This window comes from Prosthecodimorpha hirschii, assembly GCF_001305515.1.
Lineage (GTDB): Bacteria > Pseudomonadota > Alphaproteobacteria > Rhizobiales > Ancalomicrobiaceae > Prosthecodimorpha > Prosthecodimorpha hirschii.
Genome location: NZ_LJYW01000001.1, coordinates 4,879,822 through 4,898,987 on the forward strand (window position 1 = coordinate 4,879,822; position 19,166 = coordinate 4,898,987).

The 19,166-nt window shown below is 69.5% G+C and carries 15 protein-coding genes; 5 read left to right on the forward strand and 10 right to left on the reverse strand.

Going from position 1 to position 19,166, the window contains the following annotated elements; translation table 11 throughout:
* Positions 1 to 52: 52 nt before the first annotated feature.
* The 3 genes from ABB55_RS21570 to ppdK all read right to left on the reverse strand — a co-directional run bounded on the left by ABB55_RS21570 (position 53) and on the right by ppdK (position 6,113).
* Positions 53 to 1,486 (reverse strand): cell wall hydrolase, encoded by a 1,434-nt coding sequence (locus ABB55_RS21570; RefSeq protein WP_054360654.1) that lies wholly within the window; start codon positions 1,484 to 1,486, stop codon positions 53 to 55.
* 394 nt (positions 1,487 to 1,880) lie between these two features.
* Positions 1,881 to 2,837, reverse strand: coding sequence for an ArgK/MeaB family GTPase (locus ABB55_RS21575; protein ID WP_054360655.1), 957 nt, complete (start codon positions 2,835 to 2,837; stop codon positions 1,881 to 1,883).
* A 582-nt stretch (positions 2,838 to 3,419) separates the two neighbouring features.
* Positions 3,420 to 6,113, reverse strand: a complete 2,694-nt coding sequence (ppdK, locus tag ABB55_RS21580; protein WP_054360656.1) for a pyruvate, phosphate dikinase — start codon at positions 6,111 to 6,113, stop codon at positions 3,420 to 3,422.
* A 223-nt stretch (positions 6,114 to 6,336) separates the two neighbouring features.
* Between ppdK and ABB55_RS21585 the strand changes: the two genes are divergently transcribed.
* Positions 6,337 to 8,115 (forward strand): tetratricopeptide repeat protein, encoded by a 1,779-nt coding sequence (locus tag ABB55_RS21585; RefSeq protein ID WP_054360657.1) that lies wholly within the window; start codon positions 6,337 to 6,339, stop codon positions 8,113 to 8,115.
* 961 nt (positions 8,116 to 9,076) lie between these two features.
* On the opposite strand, the gene ABB55_RS30485 is transcribed toward ABB55_RS21585, so the two are convergent.
* Positions 9,077 to 9,643: a helix-turn-helix domain-containing protein gene (locus ABB55_RS30485; RefSeq protein ID WP_054360658.1), complete on the reverse strand. Its 567-nt coding sequence runs from the start codon at positions 9,641 to 9,643 to the stop codon at positions 9,077 to 9,079.
* 204 nt (positions 9,644 to 9,847) lie between these two features.
* On the opposite strand from ABB55_RS30485, the gene ABB55_RS21595 reads away from it, so the two are divergent.
* Together ABB55_RS21595 and ABB55_RS21600 are read left to right on the forward strand one after the other, a co-directional pair.
* A complete protein-coding gene (locus ABB55_RS21595) occupies positions 9,848 to 10,177 on the forward strand; it encodes a hypothetical protein (protein ID WP_054360659.1) in 330 nt (109 codons plus the stop codon).
* Between the two features lie 407 nt (positions 10,178 to 10,584).
* Complete coding sequence (locus ABB55_RS21600) at positions 10,585 to 12,717, forward strand: methyl-accepting chemotaxis protein (protein WP_054360660.1); 2,133 nt, start codon at positions 10,585 to 10,587, stop codon at positions 12,715 to 12,717.
* A 219-nt stretch (positions 12,718 to 12,936) separates the two neighbouring features.
* Here ABB55_RS21600 and ABB55_RS21605 read toward each other — a convergent pair whose 3' ends face one another.
* Positions 12,937 to 13,524: a hypothetical protein gene (locus tag ABB55_RS21605; protein WP_054360661.1), complete on the reverse strand. Its 588-nt coding sequence runs from the start codon at positions 13,522 to 13,524 to the stop codon at positions 12,937 to 12,939.
* 164 nt (positions 13,525 to 13,688) lie between these two features.
* Here ABB55_RS21605 and ABB55_RS21610 point away from each other — a divergent pair, with 164 nt between their 5' ends.
* Positions 13,689 to 14,207 carry a TerB family tellurite resistance protein gene (locus ABB55_RS21610; protein ID WP_054360662.1) on the forward strand — a complete coding sequence of 173 codons (519 nt, stop codon included), beginning with the start codon at positions 13,689 to 13,691 and terminating at the stop codon, positions 14,205 to 14,207.
* Between the two features lie 54 nt (positions 14,208 to 14,261).
* Here ABB55_RS21610 and ABB55_RS21615 read toward each other — a convergent pair whose 3' ends face one another.
* Positions 14,262 to 15,176: a hypothetical protein gene (locus ABB55_RS21615; RefSeq protein WP_054360663.1), complete on the reverse strand. Its 915-nt coding sequence runs from the start codon at positions 15,174 to 15,176 to the stop codon at positions 14,262 to 14,264.
* A gap of 7 nt (positions 15,177 to 15,183) precedes the next feature.
* Positions 15,184 to 15,387: a hypothetical protein gene (locus ABB55_RS21620; RefSeq protein WP_054360664.1), complete on the reverse strand. Its 204-nt coding sequence runs from the start codon at positions 15,385 to 15,387 to the stop codon at positions 15,184 to 15,186.
* Positions 15,388 to 15,696: 309 nt separating this feature from the next.
* Between ABB55_RS21620 and ABB55_RS21625 the strand changes: the two genes are divergently transcribed.
* Positions 15,697 to 16,803: a DUF2336 domain-containing protein gene (locus tag ABB55_RS21625; protein WP_083463828.1), complete on the forward strand. Its 1,107-nt coding sequence runs from the start codon at positions 15,697 to 15,699 to the stop codon at positions 16,801 to 16,803.
* Positions 16,804 to 16,983: 180 nt separating this feature from the next.
* Here ABB55_RS21625 and ABB55_RS21630 read toward each other — a convergent pair whose 3' ends face one another.
* From ABB55_RS21630 to ABB55_RS21640, 3 genes are all read right to left on the reverse strand, one after another.
* Positions 16,984 to 17,364, reverse strand: a complete 381-nt coding sequence (locus ABB55_RS21630) for a DUF1491 family protein (RefSeq protein ID WP_054360666.1) — start codon at positions 17,362 to 17,364, stop codon at positions 16,984 to 16,986.
* Between the two features lie 673 nt (positions 17,365 to 18,037).
* Positions 18,038 to 18,586 carry a DUF1254 domain-containing protein gene (locus ABB55_RS21635; protein ID WP_152982132.1) on the reverse strand — a complete coding sequence of 183 codons (549 nt, stop codon included), beginning with the start codon at positions 18,584 to 18,586 and terminating at the stop codon, positions 18,038 to 18,040.
* Positions 18,586 to 19,161: a DUF1214 domain-containing protein gene (locus ABB55_RS21640; protein WP_054360668.1), complete on the reverse strand. Its 576-nt coding sequence runs from the start codon at positions 19,159 to 19,161 to the stop codon at positions 18,586 to 18,588. The genes ABB55_RS21635 and ABB55_RS21640 overlap by 1 nt, the downstream gene beginning before the upstream one ends.
* Positions 19,162 to 19,166: the final 5 nt, after the last annotated feature.

Below are 19,166 nucleotides of genomic sequence, written 5' to 3' on the forward strand. Positions count from 1 at the left end.
TCGGTGAACGGCGTTGATGGATCGCCGTCCAAAGACAAGAACCGCTTCGGTATCAGATCCAGCCGCCGTTCACGGTGCGGTAGAAGACATGGACGCCGATCTTGGTCTTCCGGATCATGCCGCGGCGCCAGTTCGGAGTGACCCAGGTGGCGTGGTAGTGGGTCGAATCGCCGATCTCCGGCAGATAGGTCTTGCCGGCGGTGACCGCGCGGGCGATCTCGACGGCCTTGTCCCAGGCGTCCGGTTCGTTGATCTCCTCCGGCCTGCCGTCGCAGGCGAAGGAGAACTGGCAGCGGCCGAACCAGCGGGCGTTCTGATAGACCACGTCGCAGATGCGCTTCGGATAGGCGGGATTGCGCAGACGGTTGAGGACCACCTGGGCGACGGCGACCTGGCCCCGCTCGTTCTCGCCGCGCGCCTCGAAATAGATCGCCTCGGCGAGGCATTTCTGCTGGCGCTGATCGTCGACGCCGGCCGGCAGGTCCGCATAGGCCCAGGCATGCATGTTCGCCGGCAGCTTCGGTCCGATGCCGGCCTTGGCACCCGGCTCGCCGAGCACCGATCGGAACGGCGCCTCGACGTCGGGCGCGTCGTTGGCATAGCCGAGCATCGGCACCTGGGCTTCAGGGGCGAAATCGCGGCCGCGCGAACCCGTTCGCGCCGCCATCCTGCGGCGCGCGGAGGCCGAGGCTTCGGTGGCGGCCGGGGCGAGCCCGGCACTGCGCCCGACGGCATTCGGGGCGGTGGCGGCGGCATGGATCATGATCCAGGGCGCCGGCGCAAAGCCGCCCGCCACGCCGGCATCGGCGCTCGGCAGGGACAGAGTGGCCGCCTCGGTCGTCTCGCCGGCCGCCGGCGGTGCTGCGGACGCCACGGGCGGGACCGGGCTGGCGTCGATCGGCGGGGGCGCGGTCTCGGCCACTGGCCCGGCGCGGTCCGAGACAGCCGGATCGGCCGCGAAGGTCTCGATCGGTTCGACCGGGATGCGCAGGACCGCGACCTTGCGGTTCTCGACCGGAACCGGCGCGGGCGGCAGCAGCATCGGACCCTTGTGGGCGGCCGGCGCGGGAAGCACCGACGCGGCGGCGATGTCGGCCCGCATGGTGGCGTCCGGCGTGATCGCGCCGGTGACGACCGGATCGGCGACCACCGGTCGGGCAAGGCCTGCCGCTTGGCCGGCCGGTGCGAGCGCGGGGACGGGCGCGGCGCCGCCGAGGGCGCGGCCGGCGTCGGCCACCCGGCTCACGTCGGCCGTGCGGCCGGCGTCGGCGCTTGCCGTCTCGGTCCCGGCCAGTCCGGTCCGCAGGGCGGAATATTCCTCGAACCAGGCGGTGCCCGGCGGCGCGAAGGCGATCACCGTGATCCCGGCCCCGGGGGCCTTCGGCGCGGGCGGTTCCGCGCTGAAATGCTGGATGGCCGGAACGCTGAGGGCGGTCAGACCGGCGATGCCGAGAACCCGGCGAATTCGACCCTTGGACGGACGCAACTGACTGACCCCATACGACGCGTGAACCGGCACTCAATGGCCACGGCTGGCATTTTCTGCCCGGTAACCTTGAGAAGCCGTTAATGGTGGCGAGATCGTGGGCGAAGCCGGCCCGGATCGGCCGACGGCATCCGGCGCAACACGGATTCCGCGCCCTCCACCGGACGGTGACCACCGCTTGCCACAGGTCGATCGCGCCGGCCCCGAACAGAGCAAAGCCCGATCCGGGCGCCTCGCTCGGATCGGAAAAAGCTTGCACAGGCAATCACATAGGAACGCGGAGCCGATTCTTCCCCTCGGATCGCCGGCCGGTCGTCATGGGCAGCCTCTGCGGTGCCCCGGACCGCGCCGGGGCGTGCGTTGGCGGGTCCCGACATAAGCCGGAAGCCGGCGCTCAGTCGGCGACCGCGACGGTCAGCCGCCGCTCCAGGCTCTGCGCGAGGCGGCGGGTCGCCTCGAAGGGGCCGCCCGCATCCGCGAGGGCGGCGGCCGCGTCGACGGTCGCGAGACCCCGCTGACCGTAGCGCAGGCGGATCGCATCCTCGACCCAGTGCCGCGCCTGGGCGGCCCGGCGCTGCCCGAGCCGTCCGTGCTCCAGCGTCCAGGCCGCGTGCTCGGCGACGGCGGCCTCCAGCGCCTCCAGGCCTTCACCGGAGGCCGACGAAACCGAGACCACCCGGGCGCGCCACTCGTCGGCGGCGGTATGGGCCAGGGTCAGGGCACCCTCCACGTCGGCACGGGCGCGCCGCGCCGTCTCGCCCATGTCGGCCTTGGTGACGGCGACGACATCGGGCAGTTCCATCACGCCGGCCTTCATGAATTGCAGGCTGTCGCCCGAGCCCGGCTGGATGCACAGAAGCACGGTATCGGCCGCGAAGGCGATGTCGGCCTCCGACTGGCCGATGCCGACCGATTCCACGATCACCCGGTCGAAGGCCGCCCGCATCAGGACCACCGCCGCGACGGCGTGGTCGGACAGTCCGCCCAGGCGGTCGCGTGCCGCCATGGAGCGGACGAAGGTGCCGGTGTCGTCGGGATCGGTCCTGAGACGCGTCCGGTCGCCGAGCAGGGCGCCGCCCGTGAAGCGGGAGGAGGGATCGACGGCAATCACCCCGACCGTGCGCCCGGCCTCGCGATGGCGACGGATCAGGGCGTTGGTCAGCGTCGACTTGCCGACGCCCGGCGGGCCCGTGATGCCGAGGACCAGCCCGTCCGCCCGCCGCGCCGCCTCGTCGAGCAGGGCCGCAAGCGGCTCGGTCCCGTCGGCGGTTTCGATCAGGGACAACGCCCGCGCCAGGGCGGGCTTGCCGCCCGCGCGGATGTCGTCGAGCGAGGGAAACGGGCGGGCCATGGCGATCGGTGGTCTCCGGCGAATGTCGGCCCGACCGCGTGGCGGGCGCGTCCTGCAGTCATCCCGTCCGGCGGGAATGCTGTCAATCGAGACCCGAACGGGCCCGCCGAACCGCCCGGAGGGACGCAAGTTCAAAGCCGCTGGTTTTCTCTGGCATGCCAAATCTTCTCGCACCGGTCAAAACGATACCGCCCGCCGGGCGGTCGATGTCAGGATTCATCGGACCGGATCGGGGATTCGACTTAAGTCTCATCTTTCAGAGTTTGCTGAATTGTTTTTCGTTATCTTTCAATGATCGCAAGCATGTCGCCTGGAGAACAGGCGCGTCCTTCGATTTCGCAACAGTCATGACGTTGCTGTCATCAATCCTGAGGACTTTCGAGGCCGCCTTCTACATGGGCATTTCTGCAACAGCCGACAAAAGGTCGCAGCGCGCACTTTTCCCTGCGGCATATTGCTGTTAAGGCCGTCATGTTCATAGGGCTCCTCTCAGGGACTCCCAGCCCGCCGAGGACCGAACACCCCTCGGACGCGTGCGTCCGAGGGGATTTTCATGCAGCTGGTTTTTCGGCCGCCACCGTTTTACGCCGTCGTGTCGGCGTGGCCGCTGTGCCGCTTCTCCTCGATGGAGGCCTGCGCCGCGGCGAGGCGGGCGATCGGGACCCGGAAGGGCGAGCAGGAGACGTAGTCGAGGCCGACGCTCTCGCAGAAGCGGATCGAGGCGGGGTCGCCGCCATGCTCGCCGCAGATGCCGAGCTTGATCTTCGGCCGCACCGCACGGCCGCGCTCGACCGCGATCCGGACCAGTTCGCCGACGCCGGCCTGATCGAGCGACACGAACGGATCCTGCTCCAGAATACCGCGCTGCAGATAGGGCCCGAGGAACTGGGCGGCATCGTCGCGCGACAGGCCGTAGGTGGTCTGGGTCAGGTCGTTGGTGCCGAAGGAGAAGAATTCGGCCGTCTCCGCGATCTGGCCGGCCATCAGGCAGGCGCGCGGCAGCTCGATCATGGTGCCGACCGAATAGTCGATCGTCACGCCCTTCTCCTTGGCGACGGCGGCCGCCATGGCGTCGATGCGCGCCTTGACCAGATCGAACTCCTGACGCATCGCGACCAGCGGGACCATGACCTCGGGCACCACCGGCCGGCCGGTCTTGGCGCCGGCCTCGACCGCCGCCTCGAAGATGGCACGGGCCTGCATCTCGGCGATTTCGGGGTAGTTGATCGCCAGCCGGCAGCCGCGGAAGCCGAGCATCGGGTTGAATTCATGCAGTTCGTCGGCCCGTTCGCGCAGCTTCTGCGGATGCACGCCCAGACCCTTGGCGACCTCGGCGATCTCCTCCTCGGTCTTGGGCAGGAATTCGTGCAGCGGCGGATCGAGCAGGCGGATGGTGACCGGCAGGCCGTGCATGATCTCGAACAGTTCGACGAAGTCGGCGCGCTGCATCGGCAGAAGCTTGGCCAGCGCCTGGCGGCGACCCTTCTCGTCGTCGGCGAGGATCATCTCGCGCACCGCGACGATGCGGCCCTCGTCGAAGAACATGTGCTCGGTGCGGCTGAGGCCGATGCCTTCCGCGCCGAAGCGGACCGCGACGCGCGCATCGGCCGGGGTCTCGGCATTGGTGCGCACCGCCATGCGGCGAATGGCGTCGGCCCATTCCATCAGCTTGGCGAAGTCGCCGGACAGTTCCGGCTGCAGCATCGGCACGCGGCCCTTGAGGACCTGGCCGCTGGCGCCGTCGATGGTGACGATGTCGCCCTTCTTCAGCGTGATGCCGCCGGACGTCAGGGTTTCGACCGCATAGTCGACCCGGATCGAGCCGGCGCCGGAGACGCAGGGCTTGCCCATGCCGCGGGCGACCACGGCCGCATGGCTGGTCATGCCGCCGCGGGTGGTCAGGATGCCCTCGGCGGCATGCATGCCGTGGATATCCTCGGGGCTGGTCTCGATGCGCACCAGGATGACCCGGCGGCCGGCCTGCTTGGCGGCCACCGCATCCTCGGAGTTGAACACGACCTCGCCCGACGCCGCACCCGGCGAGGCCGGCAGGCCCTTGGCGACCAGCACGCGCTCGGCGGATGGGTCGATCGTCGGGTGCAATAGCTGGTCGAGACCGCCCGGTTCGATCCGCAGGATCGCCTCATCGCGGGTGATCAGGCCCTCGCCGCACATGTCGACCGCGACCTTCAGGGCCGCCTTGGTGGTGCGCTTGCCCGAGCGGGTCTGCAGCATCCACAGCTTGCCGCGCTCGATGGTGAATTCCACATCCTGCATGTCGCGATAGTGCGCTTCCAGCGTGTCGCAGATGGCGACGAATTCGCGGAAGGCCTCCGGCATCACCGCCTCCAGCGAGGGCCGCTCGGACCCGGCCTCGATGCGGGCCACTTCGGTCAGGTCCTGCGGGGTGCGGATGCCGGCGACCACGTCCTCGCCCTGGGCGTTGACCAGGAACTCGCCGTAGAGGCGCTTCTCGCCGGTCGACGGATTGCGCGTGAAGGCGACGCCGGTCGCCGAGGTCTCGCCCATGTTGCCGAACACCATCGCCTGGATGTTGACGGCGGTGCCCCAGCTCTCCGGAATGTCGTGCAGGCGGCGATAGGTGATGGCGCGCGCGTTCATCCACGAGCCGAACACGGCGCCGACAGCGCCCCACAACTGTTCGTGCGCATCCTGCGGGAAGGGCTTGCCGGCTTCCGTCTCGACCATCGCCTTGTACTTGCCGATGACCGTCTTCCAGTCGCCGGCGATCAGGTCGGTATCAAGGCTGTAGCCGTTGTCGTCCTTGTAGTTCTGCAGGATTTCTTCGAAATGGTGATGGTCGATGCCCATCACGACATCCGAATACATCTGGATGAAGCGCCGGTAGCTGTCATAGGCGAAGCGCTCGTCGCCCGCCGCGGTCGCCACCGCCGCCACGGTCACGTCGTTGAGGCCGAGATTGAGCACGGTATCCATCATGCCCGGCATGGAGGCGCGGGCGCCGGACCGGACCGAGACCAGCAGCGGATTGGCGTCGTCGCCGAAGCGCCGGCCGGCCAGGGTGCCGACATGGGCCAGCGCGGCGTCGACCTCGGCGGCCAGCTCCGGCGGATAGGCGTTGCCGTTGGCGTAATAGTAGGTGCAGACGCCGGTGGTGATGGTGAAGCCGGGCGGCACCGGCAGGCCGAGATTGGACATCTCGGCGAGGTTGGCGCCCTTGCCGCCGAGCAGGTTCTTCATGCCCGCGGCGCCTTCCGCCTTGCCGTCACCGAACGTGTAGACCCACTTCGTCATCGGACCCTCTCCGTCGGCCGCCGCCCCGTGGCGGCCACGCTCGCAATGCAACGCTCTCGGCCGCCATGCAAGCATCTTGTGGTCAATCCGGTTCCCTGCGGAGCCGCACCGGTTTTCGCGGGACCCGCCGCACCCTACATTGCGACCTTCACAAGCTGACTCAAAACCGCCATCCTCGCGGGTCAGATGATGATCGGCCGTACCGGTCCGGAGCACCCTTTCGATGAACGTTGCCCGCCTGCATCCCCGTCGCCGGTCCGGCCGGACCGTCCTTGCCGCGCTCGCCGCCGCTCTCGCCCTGGCGACCGTCGCGGGCGCCGGGCGCGGCGAAGCCAAGACCAGCCAGGACCAGGTGCCGGTCGGCGGCCATGCCACCTCGCTCGCCGGCAACTATCTCGCCGGCCGCCTCGCCGGAGCGCTGCGCGACATCGAGAACGCCGCCACCTTCTACCGCGAGGCGCTCTCCAACGACCCCGGCAATCCGATCCTGATCGATCGCGCCTTCCCGCTGCTGCTCGCCGACGGCCGCATCAAGGATGCCCTGCCGCTCGCCCAGCGGGTCGTCCAGCGCGACAAGGCCAACCAACTCGCCCGCCTCGCGCTCGGCATCGATGCCTTCAAGCGCGGCCAGTACGAGCGGGCGCGGACCCATTTCTCGCAGATGGCGGCCCGGCCGCTGACCGACCTGACCGCCGCCGTGCTGACCGCCTGGACCTATGCCGGCCAGGGCGACACCGACGCCGCCCTGAAGGCGATCGACAAGCTCAACGGCCCGGAATGGTACGGCATCTTCAAGAATTTCCACTCCGGCCTGATCGCCGATCTGGCCGGCCGCCGCGCCGAGGCCGGCAAGCGGCTCGGCGCCGCCTACAAGTCCGACCAGAACACCCTGCGCGTCACCGACGCCCAGGCGCGCGCGCTCGCCCGCCAGGGCAAGATGCTGGAGGCGGCGGGCATTCTCGACAATTTCGAGAAGATCGTGCCGGACCATCCGCTGATCCAGGAGACCCGCGAGGACCTCACCGCCGGCAAGGTCCCGGCGCCCCTGGTGACCTCGGCGACGGCCGGCGCCTCGGAGCTGCTCTACGGCCTCGGCGCGGCGATCGGCCGCGACGGCGGCGAGGAGATGGCCGCGGTCTATCTGCAGCTGGCCCTGTTCCTGGAACCCAAGGCCGAACTGCCGCTGCTGACCCTGGCCTCCCTGCAGGGCCAGATGAAGAACTACGAGAAGTCCGTCGACATCCTGGGCCGGATCGCCGCCGACTCCCGCCTGAAGCCGATGGTCGACATCCAGATCGGCCGCTACTACAGCCTGCTGTCCAAGTTCGACGAATCCCGCCGCGCCCTGGAAGCGAGTCTCGAAAAGGCCCCGAAGGATGTCGACGCCATCCTGGCGCTCGGCGACGTGTTGCGGTCGAACAAGAAATTCGCCGAAGCCGCCGAGGTCTATTCCCGCGCCGTGGCGTTGAGCCCGCAGCCGCAGAAGTCGGACTGGTCGATCTATTACTATCGCGGCATCTGCTACGAGCGCACCAAGCAGTGGCCGAAGGCCGAGGCCGACTTCTTCAAGGCCCTGGAGCTGAACCCGAACGAAGCCTCGGTGCTGAACTATCTCGGCTATTCCTGGATCGACATGGGTCTCAACCTCGACAAGGGGCTCGACCTCGTGCGCCAGGCGGTCGAGCTCAAGCCCGATGACGGCTATATCGTCGACAGCCTCGGCTGGGCCTACTATCGGCTCGGCCGCTACGACGATGCGGTGCGCGAACTGGAGCGCGCCGTCCTGCTGCGCCCGGAGGATCCGGTCATCAACGACCATCTGGGCGACGCCTACTGGCATGTCGGCCGCCAGCTTGAGGCGACCTTCCAGTGGCGCCATTCGGTCGATCTGAAGCCCGAGCCCGAAGACCTGGCCCGCATCCAGAAGAAGCTGAAAGAGGGACTGCGCGAAGGCACCGCCCCCGCCTCCGCCCGCAACGACGGCCAGCCGTCGGCCCAGTAGCACGGCGCTTTCGCCGCCCGCCTGGATCGTGTTGTAGTAAGTATTCCGCCCCTCACGGTGGCGAGGCGGGTCGGAAGACCGGATCGGATGCGCAGATTTCCCCGATCTCTCAAGGCGTTGCTCCCTTCTCCCCCCTTCAGGGGGCGAAGGGGATAGCGCGTTGAGGGATATGGGGTATCGACCCGTCCGACCCCACGGCTCCTTCCCCTTCGCCCCCTGAAGGGGGGAGAAGGTCGCCGAAGGCGGGATGAGGGGGTGGATATGGAAACACCCTCGAAATCAGCGGTCTCGGCGATCCGAGCCCGGTCCGGGAGATCGACCGGCGCCGCGCGATCGACCCCCCTCATCCGCCCTTCGGGCACCTTCTCCCCCCTTCAGGGGGCGAAGGGGAAGGGACCGGGGGATCGCGCAAGCGGATTTCCCCGATCTCTCGACGTGTTGCTCCCTCCTCTCAATTGCAGGAGGCGAAGGGAAGGTGGCCGGGAGATCGCTTGTTCGGATTTCGTCGATCTCTCAAGTCGTTAACCCCTTCTCCCCCCAGTGGGGGGAGAAGGTGCCCGAAGGGCGGATGAGGGGGACGGTCGCGCGTCAATGCTCCGGCATTGCGGTCCGGCCGCCGACCCCGCCGCCCGAGACCGAAGGTCTTTGCACCATCCGACCGATCGCCCCCCTCATCCGCCCTTCGGGCACCTTCTCCCCCCTTCAGGGGGCGAAGGGGAAGGGGGCGAGGGATCGCGCGAGTGGAATTTCTCGATCTCTCAACGCGTTACTCCCTCCTCTCCATTGCCGGGGGCGAAGGGGATGGAGCCGGGGGATCGGGTGCGCTGATTTCGTCTATCTCTCAACGTGTTGCTCCCTTCTCTCCCTGGAGGAGGGAAGGGGCCGGCGTACCGTGTCCGCGGAGTTCCTTGCGCTTTCGATGGTTGTCGATCCGAGCGGATCGCCAGGGGCGGATCTCGCGCTATGGTCTCTGCAGGCCGGTGTCGCCGGTGAGGTCGGCGGCGCGGGGGCCGGGGGCGTAGAGGCCGCGGCCGGGGCGGTGCAGGTGGCCGCTGCGGACCATGCGGTGCAGGATCACCGAGAGATTGGCGGGTGATATCGGCGGATCGAAAGCCTCCAGATGCGACTGGATCTCCTCGACGCTCAGGGCGCCGTCCGAACCGCACAACACATCCAGGATGAAATTCGGAACGTCGGGACCCGAATGCGCGGCGGTCGATGGGGCGCGTCGCCGATCGAGCTTGACGACGGTCGCCATCGGTTCGGCCGGCCGGCCGGTTCGGCCGCGCGCCTCGGTCCGTTCGGCACGGTTGGAGGCTTCTTCGGGGGCGGGCGGATCGCCGGTGGCGGCTTCCATCCGCTCGACGGCCGGATGCACCACCTCCTGGAACAGGCGCCGGCCGAATCGCGGGTTGCCGCGGGCATAGAGTTCGAACTTGCCGACCAGAACCCGCATGTCGGCCTCGAAGGCGGCCTGCACGGCGGCGAGGGCCGGATCGTCTGTGCTGTCGTAAGAATTCTGGCCCATGGAACGCCCCCCGCTTGACGCCCGTCGATCAACGATCACTGGCATTTTGCCATGGCCGGGGTGACGTTACAACACAACCGACAGATGTTGCGAATCACAACCAACCCGGTAATCGAAAAGCGCTAAGAAAGTGTAAAGCCGTCACTGGCCGTGGAGTCTCGGATGACGTAGTAGTAGAAATATTGTGAACCACGGAGAGATTCCATGCCCGACCTCGGCTTCGCCACCCTGCTCCTCGCCTCGGGAACGGCCGCGGCGGCCGTGATCGGGCTGATCCGCTACCGGGTGGTCTTCCTGTCGGAGCCGTCCCACGGACCGAACGGTCAGGTCGTCCACAACCTCCTGCTCGACATCGAACGGCGCACGTTCCGCCTCGGGCGCACCGCCACGGCGACGGGCGGGTCGAGCGATGCGGCATCGTACCGGCCGGCCGCGCAGCGAGGCAATTCCGCCATGGCCGGGCGCGGCGACAGCCCGGAGGAGGGCGGGGGGCGCGCCGGGGGCCTGCACATCTATGTCGTCTGGAAGCGCTGAGCCGGCGGGCGATCGCGACCGCCGGCGGACGGACCCGCGGCAAAGGCGGCACCAAGGCTCCGGCAGCGCCCGACCGTCCGCTCCCTCTTGAAGCCCGGGCATCTGCCATGCGCCGCGCGCCGGGGCACCGGGTCGGCGGGTGCCGCGGACCGGACTGCGGCCGGCGGCCCAATGTCGGCGATGCGCGATTCCGTGCGATTCCGACCGAACGGCATGGGCCTGGGCGAACCGGAAATCCGGCCGTTCACCGGCCGGCGTCGAGGCCCTTCGGCCGACCGCTCGAAGGCCCGGACCGGGCAACCGGTGGTCTGTCGGCTGCGGAATTCCAGGGTCTGTTAACCTTCATCGTCCAAATTCCCCTCGCGTCTGTCGACGGGTTGGGGGAAGTCATGTGGATTGGCAAGGGGATGAGCCGGGCCGAAGCGGCGCCGCCGTCCAACCTGATCGAATCGGAGGCGACCTTCTCCGAGGCGGCGCGCGCCGATCTCGAAACCGCCCGCCGGCTGCTCGAGGGGCAGTTCCGCCCGGTGCTCGACCGGCTCTACGACAGCATCCAGTTGACCCCCGAAATGGCCGCGATGGTGCCGGACGCGGCGACGCGCGAACGCCTGGTCGCGGCCCAGATCGCCCATTGGCGCTCGCTGCTCGCCGGCCAGGCGGATGAGGCTTTGCGCGAGAAGGCGCGCCGGATCGGGCTTGCCCATGTCCGGGCCGGCCTGGAGCCGCACCACTATGTCGCGGCCTATTCGCTGATGGCGCGCGGCTTCGTCGATGCCCTGATCGGTCGCCACAAGGCGGCGGGCCCGGTCAATGCCTTCCTGCAATGCGTCTTTCTGGACATCGGACTGGCGCTTTCGGCCTATGGCCAGCGCAACGAGACGCTGACCCGCGAACGCGAGGCCGAGGCCCTGGTCGGCGCCATCGAGAGCGAGATGCAGCAGGCCAATCAGTCGATCGCCAGCCAGGCGACCGCCCTGACCGATGTCGTGCGCGACCTGCGCCAGGCGGTCGATGCCGTCGCGCGCGCCAATGAAGGCGTGCTGCGCAGCTCCGGCATCACCACGGACGGCGCCCAGTCGGTCGCCTCAGCCACCGAGGAACTGGTCGCCTCCAGCCGCGAGGTCGGCCGGCAGGCCGACGGAACGGCGGGGCTCGCCGGCGATGCCGTGCGCAAGGCGGGCGAAGCGGCGCGCATCGTCCAGGATCTGAAATCCGCCTCCGACCGGATCGGCGAGGTGGTCAAGCTGATCGACGGCATCGCCCGGCAGACCAACCTGCTCGCCCTCAACGCGACCATCGAGGCGGCGCGGGCCGGCGAGGCCGGGCGCGGCTTCGCCATCGTGGCGCAGGAGGTCAAGCAGCTGTCGCAGCGGACCGCCCAGGCGACCCAGGACATCGCCGACCAGATCGCCGGCATGACGCTTGCGACCAATGCGGCCGTCTCGGCGATGGACGAGGTCGGCCAGTCGATCGGCGGCATCGAGGCCGTGGCCGCCAATGTCGCCGAGAGCGCCAGGGGCCAGCTCCGCGCCCTGCAGGAGGTGACCCAGAACGTCCAGATGGTCGCCGCGGTGGCCAGCGAGCTGCAATCGAACGTCGGGACGATCGGCACCGGCGTCGACAGCCTGAACCGGGCTTCCGGCGTGGTCGGCGAGGCCGCCGGCGAGGTGATCGCGCTGTTCGATCATCTGGAACAGCGCCTGGTGGTCACCGTCCGCGCCTTCAACACCACCGACAACCGCCGCCACGAGCGGGTGCCGGTGCGCTGGCCCATCCGCATGTCCGGTGCCGGGATGAACGTCTCGTCCCGCACGGTGGAGATTTCCGCCGGCGGCGTGCTGGTCGAATATGAGGGTCCCGACGTCCGGGACGGCAGCGAGTGCGATCTGGAGATCGCGGAGGTCGGCCGGCTGCGCGGTCGTCTGCATGGCCGCCAGCAGCTCGGTCTGCGCTTCGAGTTCCTGGCGCCGTCGGAGGCGGTCAGCGCCCGCCTGCGCGCGCGCATCGATCAGGCGCTCGATGCGCAGTCGTCGCTCAAGAAGGCGCTCCGGGGGGCGGCCGACCAGATCCAGACGATCTTCCACGACGCGCTGGACAGTGGCCGCATCGACCTCGACACGCTGTTCGACGAAACCTATCGCGAGATCGCCGGCAGCAATCCGCGCCAGGTCACCAACCGGGCGCTCGACTTCCTGGAGGGCGTCCTGTCGCCGATCCAGGAGCCGATGCTCGGCGTCGACAGCCGCATCGTCTTCTGCGCGGCGGTCGACCGGAACGGCTATCTGCCGGTCCACAATCGGAAGTTTTCGCAGCCGCAGGGCACCGACCCGGTCTGGAACGAAGCCAATTGCCGCAACCGGCGCATCTTCGACGACCGCACCGGCCTGTCCGCCGCGCGCAGTGTGCGCGATTTCCTGGTGCAGACCTATCTGCGCCGGATGGGCGGCGGCAACACCGTTCTGATGATGGATGCGTCGACGCCGATCACCGTCCGCAACCGGCATTGGGGCGCCCTGCGCGCCGGCGTCCGCTTCGACTGACGGCGCATGCCTGCCGTCCGGCGGGACGAAGGACGGCGATCCGTTCGCCGGGATCGATCCGGTGGGTCCGGCAGCGGCGCGGGTCTCTTTGACGGGAGACCGAGTCCCCTTTGTGGGAGGCTGGGTCCCCTTTGCGGAAGGCCGGGTCCCCTTTGCGGGAGAGCCGCCCGGCGAGCGTCCGCGCCCCGGCCCCGAGCCGGTGCTCCCGCGGCTGCACCGTCACCTCAATTCCTTGACGCGTGTGGTGACCGGCGATGCGTTCGGCAGCTGGATGATGGTCTCCAGGCTGAACATGAAGCCGGGCTGATAGAGCCGGACGACGCGGGCGATCGGGCCGCCGTCGGAACTCTGCCGCGTCTCGATGCGCAGCACCGGATAGGTGCAGTCGCCGATGGTGACGGTGCCGCCCTCGCTGACGGTTGCCTCCGACCACAGGCGGCGGCTCGCCCCGGCCAGGCTGGTCACGGTCGCCTCGGCGGTGACGGTCTGGCCGGCCGCGACCGGGGGCAGGCGCGTCAGGTCGACGGACCAGCTGAAATTCTGCGCGCCCTTGGCGCCGATCATCTCGGTGGTGAAGAAGGCGCCCGCCACCGTCATTTCCAGCATGGTCTCGGGCGAGCGGCCGATCCGGTAGTGCAGCCGGTCGCCCCGGCGCTCGATCACCTCGAAATGCGAGCCGTCGTCGAGTTCGGCCTGCATCGGCAGGCGCGACGAGGTGGGATCGAAGCAGGTCTCGGCCGCAGCCGCCGGCAGGGCCAGGACCGCGAGGGCGAGCGCGAGGACGAGGCTGCGCAGGAAGACGGGCATGGGCTTCTCCGGCCGTTGCGGGCGGCGGCAGGATGATACCGCGGGGCACCGGAGGTGTGCAAATGACTGCCGGCTGAAGGCCCGTTCTGGTCAGGTTCATCAACCTGAACTAGGCTCCGGCATCGAACCTTCCGCTTTCCGTTTGCACTGCCAGGATTGCCGAGATGCATATCGTCATCGCCATTGCCTCCCTGCTGGGTGTCGTCGCCTTCTGGCTGATCCGCGCGCGTTCGGCCGCCGATGCGGCGCGCGAACTGACCGACGCGGCCGAGACCGTCGGCGGCGCCTTGCGCCGGCGCAAGTTCCGCAAGGCCGCCGAGACGGCGAAACTCGATCAGATCGCCGATCCGCGCGAGGCGGCGGTGGTGCTGCTGGTCGCCCTGGCGCGCGTCCATGGCGATCTGACCGATCGGCAGCGGGCCGCGATCGCCGATGCGGCCGGCCGGGTCATGGAGGTCGACAATCCGACCGAGCTGATCGTGCGCGCGCGCTGGCTGACCGAGGGCACCACCGATCCGGCCAATCTGGTGCTGCGCTTCACGCGGCTGTTCCGCGAGACGCTGGGCATCGAGGAGCGCCGGCAACTGGTCGATCTGTGCCGGACGGTTTCGGGCCTGGAAGGTCCGGTCGATCCGATCCAGGACAATGCCATCCGGCGTCTGACCGAGCGCCTCGGGCTGTGATGGCGCCGCCGGGCCGGCCGTCCGCCCGGATGCTACCCGCCCGGGTGACGCGCCTCACTTCTGCGGCACGGGCTCGTCGGGCGGCGTGGCGGTCGCCAGCCGCGACGGCTTGACGGCGGTGGCGATCGACGGCCCGGGCCGGCCGGCCAAGAGCGTGCTCTCGCGCTCGGCGGCATGGATCGCCTGTTCGAGGGCCGCATAGGCGCGCTCGACCGCGGCGCGCCGGTCGGTCGGCGTCTCCACGGCCAGCCGGTCGATCGCATATCGGTAGGAGACCAGCCGGAAGCGCATCGAGCGCCAGACCCAGTCGAGCACCCGGGCATTCTCGTCGATGCGCGCGGTCGCATCGCGCAGTTCGTTGACCGAGAGGTCCGGGCGCCGGTTCATGGCCGCCAATCTGGAGCGGTCGTCGCCGGCGACCCGGCGCGCCTCGGCCCAGAACGGCCCGATCAGGAGGGCATCCTGGTTCATGTCGGAGATCAGCCGGGCCCAGCGCGCCTCCGACGACGCGAAGCCGTAGCGGCTGATCTCCAGCCGGTCGACATGGATCGGCAGGCCGTCTGAGCGCAGCAGGTTCCAATAGGCGGCGACGTTGTAGCGGTGGTCGATCTCGGGCAGCAGGCGCGTGCGCTGGCCCTCGACCAGGATCTCGCCGATCCAGTCCTTGGTGTGCGGCGGCACGACCAGCGCCCAGGCGCGCTGGCGCAGGACCAGTTCGCGATCGGTGTTCTGGAATGAGGAGACCATCTCGCCGCGGCCATATTCGGCGACGAGACCGCCGGCGAAGGGCAGCACGGTATCGTTGATCGGATTGGCTTCAACGCGGTCGAAATCGCCGGTCTGGCGGATGCAGCCGCCGAGCGCCGGCAGGGCGAGCGCGATGGCGAGCGCCAGGGCGACGATGCGGGGCGGGCGCGCCGCCGCATCGGTGGCAGCCCGGCCGGGACGTCGGATCGCGGTCCGGCTCATGATCCGGTCACGCGCGCTTCCGGCGCCGGCTCGGCCCCTTGCCGCGCGGCCCGGGGCCGGGCGCGGCGCGGCGGGCGTCGGCCTCGACCGGCGCGGCCGGCCGCTCGTAGCGCACGCCGGTGAAGAGCAGGATGCGGGCCGGGCCGATTGCCGCGTCCGGGCGGCGGGGATGCGGTTTTCGGGCCGGATCGAACAGGATCAGGATGCCCATGGCGGTCTCCGGGGGCAGGTTCGCGGATTAGGGGGCCATCCCGGCCGGGCCTCGACGCACCCTGAACGGAAACCGGACGGACGCGATTCCGCCGTCAGGCCGATGTCACGCCGGCATGGTTAACGAAGTCTTAAACTGGCGCATCGGCAACACGATCGGGCGCGACTGTGTCCCGGCAGCAAGGGGCGGCGCCCCGGCCCGGCCGCAAAGGCGCCGGAACCCTTAACGGAACCTTAGAGAAATCGGTCCAATCTGCGATGCGGGTCGCTGCGCCCGCGCTTTCCACCGACTGTGTTCAGAGTGTCGGCCATGTCCCGGTTTCCCTCGGAAGGCTTCTCCCGCTTCGCCACATTGCCGCCGGCCGGGCGGTCCGCGACCGTGCTGCGCGCGGCGGCCGAACTGTTCGCGGCAAGCCCGGACCACCGGCGGGACGATCAGGCGGTGTTCGAGGATCTGTTCCTGTCGGTCTATCCGGAGGCCGCGGCCGAGGATCGCCGCGCGGTCGCCGACCTGCTGGCGCCGGCGGCGGACCTGCCCGCCGCGGTCGCCGCCGCGATCGGCAACGACGAAATCGACATCGCCGAAACCATCCTGTCGTCGAGCCCGTGCATCGGCGCCATCGACCTGATCCGCATCGCCTGCCACCGCACGCAGGCCCATCGCCGCGCCATCGCGCGCCGACCGGGCGTGGCCAGCGGCGTCGTCACCGCGCTGGTCTTCGACGGCGATGCGGACGTGATCGAGATCCTGCTCGACAACCCGACCGCGGACCTGACGCCCGAGGACCTGGACCTGATCGCCGAGCGCGCCGGCCGGCATGCCGGCGTCGCCGAGCGGCTGGCCCGCCGGCGCCCGCCCGTGCAGCCGCTGCCCGTCGACGACTTTCTCGGGCTGGAGGCGGACCGGCGCTGGCAGGCGCTCGCCCAGGAGGGCGCCGAGGCCGCCCGCCGCAGCCTGGAGACCCGCGGCCACCATCAGGCCCCGGCCGAGGCCGGCGAGATCGGGCAGGGCCTGTTCGAGGCCGCCGTCGCCGGCGATCGTGTCGGCATGGCCGAGTGGCTGTCCGTCGGCCTGGAACTCGATCGCGACACCGCCCGCCGGATCGTCGCCGATCCCGGCGGCGAGGCGCTGGTGGTCGCCGCCATGGCGCTCGGCATCGACCGCACGCTGATCACCTCGATCGCGCTGCACCAGGGCATTCCCCATGGCCGCGACTACTGGCGGCTGAAGGACCTCGACAGTCTCGCCGAACATGGCGGCTGGCGCGCCGCCCAGGCCCTGGTCGACCGCTGGCGCGGCGGCGAGATCCGCGCCGTGGAGGCGCTGCGGCAGGTCCAGGCCGCCGGGTCCCGGCGCGAACCGCAGGCGCTCCAGCGCCGCGCCGCAGTCCGCGATACGGCCGCCCGGAGGGCCTGATCCGTCCCAAACTGCCGGCCAACCGCTGTGGTAGCCCTGCTGTGGGGCAACAGCCCCGCCGCGGAGCGTCCGGATGGCGCGACCGTCGCCGGATCGCGGTTCGGCACCCCGAGTGCGCAAGTCGGCACCCAAGGGCGCAGGGCGCACCCCGGGTCCCTGATCTCAGCCGCCGGGCGCCCGCTACCGCTTGCGGAAGAAGGCGTCGGCCGGATTGTCCGGCTTGACCAGGTCGAGCCGGTGGCGGCCGTCGGCGTCCTCGATCTCGATCACCCAGCAGTCCGGATCGAAGCGCCGTTCGGAGGCGAGCCGCGCCTCGACATCGCGTTCGGGCACGCGCTCGGCGAGCCGTTCGAACAGCCGGTCCGGCCCCGGCCCATCCTCCTCGAAGGCGCTCTGCGGCGCCGGCCCGTAGAGATCGGCGGTGCCGTCCCGGCGCCAGACCTTGACGAAGATCGCCCCGGCCTCCTCCGACCCGCTCCGCGCCACCATCGCGGTGATCCCCTCGGCGGCGAGCCGGCGGATATGGGCGGCGACCCAGATGGCGGATTTCAGGCGGATCATGGGGTGTCCCTCTCTCGGCGGCCCGGGACGGCGACGCGGCGGGCCGCCGTCCCGTGCCAAGCGCTCGGGGGCGGCAGCGGCCCGAGACCGTCGCGCAACGAAGACCGGCGATCATCTTATACCGACGGTCATGGAATGATCGTCGGTATTCGATACGCGAATTTCTCATGCTTCTGATGCATATGAGAAATTCGCGTTACTTCAACAGCCCGATGCGTCAGCATCCTGGGCCGTTGGCATTAACGGACGGCCGCCACTCGTGGTTTGATCGAGACGGATGGTACCCATCCGTCTCGTGAATCCAAACCACGAACTCTTTGACGACGTGGTCAATTCAATCTGACATTTGCGGGACGCAAATGTCAGATTTTGACCACTAGCAGTCTGCTGACCATCACTCCGAACCCGCCATTCTGTCCTCCCCGGGCTTGTCCCGGGGATCCAGTGCGATGGCCAAGTCATTGGAAAGTCTGGATCCCCGGGACAAGCCCGGGGAGGACAGAGTTGAAACGGCCCGCGTCCGATCGCGTTCCGACGCGTTTTTCAGCAATCTGCTGGAGCATTTCCCTTTCGATTGGATGGAGTCGATCCAATCGAAAAGGAAATGCTCCAGATTCAATGGCTTGAGCCGGTCCTTTTCGGCGAGGTCGTTTCGATCTGACCGGGACAGGCTCTAGCCCAGCGGCGCGGTCTGGCAGGTGGCCTTGGCGATCGAGGCGTCGGCGTCGCGCTGGTCGGAGGCGTTCGGGGCGAAGATGCGCAGCACCGCGAAGCCGTCGTCGGCCTTCCAGTCGACGATGATCAGGTCGTTGAAGTCGGCCGGCGGATTCTCGCGGATCTGCGCGATCTGCTCGGCGTCGGCGACCAGGATGTCGAGCGGCTTCTGGCCGAAGGAGCGGTCGCTCAGATTGTAGGTGTTGACGCCGTGGCCGTCGAAGACCGCCACCGTCCAGAAGGTGTCCGGCATGGCGCCGCGGATGCGCACCGGGCCGTCCTCCAGATCGAAGCGGCAGACATACTGGGCGAAGGCCGGGTCGAGCAGCGGCAGGGTCGGCGTTCCGGAACCGGGCCGCGGGATCGGATTGAAGCGGTAGTCGGGGCCATAGCCGGCGACGCGGGTGAAGGCGTCGTCGGCGGCGAAGCGCGGCAGGCCGAGCACGGTGACGATATGGATGATGCCGCCGAGCACCAGACCGAACACGATCGCGAAGACGAGGCGCATCAGCGGCACCCCTTCCATTCGATCCGCGGCATGAGCAGCGCGCCGGCCGTGCGCGGATTGGCGGCGCCGGAATCGTAGAGCCGCAGCACCACGGTCAGCGCCCCGGAGTCCGGGATCGGCATCCAGTTGCCGGGCCGGGCGAGCGGCGACAGCGTGATCTCCAGGCTGCCGTCGGGCTTGCGCAGCACCTCGCGGCTGTGGAAATGCGTGCGGCCCGAGCGGTGCCGCGGCACCTCGCCCTTGGCGTCGACCACCGACAGCGTCCAGAGCCGCGCCAGCGGCGTGTCGCCGGTCAGCACATATTCGCAGCCGCCGCGCAGCGGCGCGCGGTCCGAATCGCGCGAGGCGAAGAAGGCGATGCCCTCGCCGCCGCCGAGCGGGATCTGCGCGGTGCGGGCGAGGATGGCGCGCGAATAGGGATCCGGCGTCGCGCTGCCGCCCTCCGGCCAGGCGGTCCAGTCGCCGGCCTTGTAGCTGCGGAACGCCCAGCCCTCGCCGACCGTCAGCCAGGCCGAACCGAGGCCGACGACGACCGCGACCACAACGGCGACGATGAGGCGGAGAACGAAGGGCAAGGCGC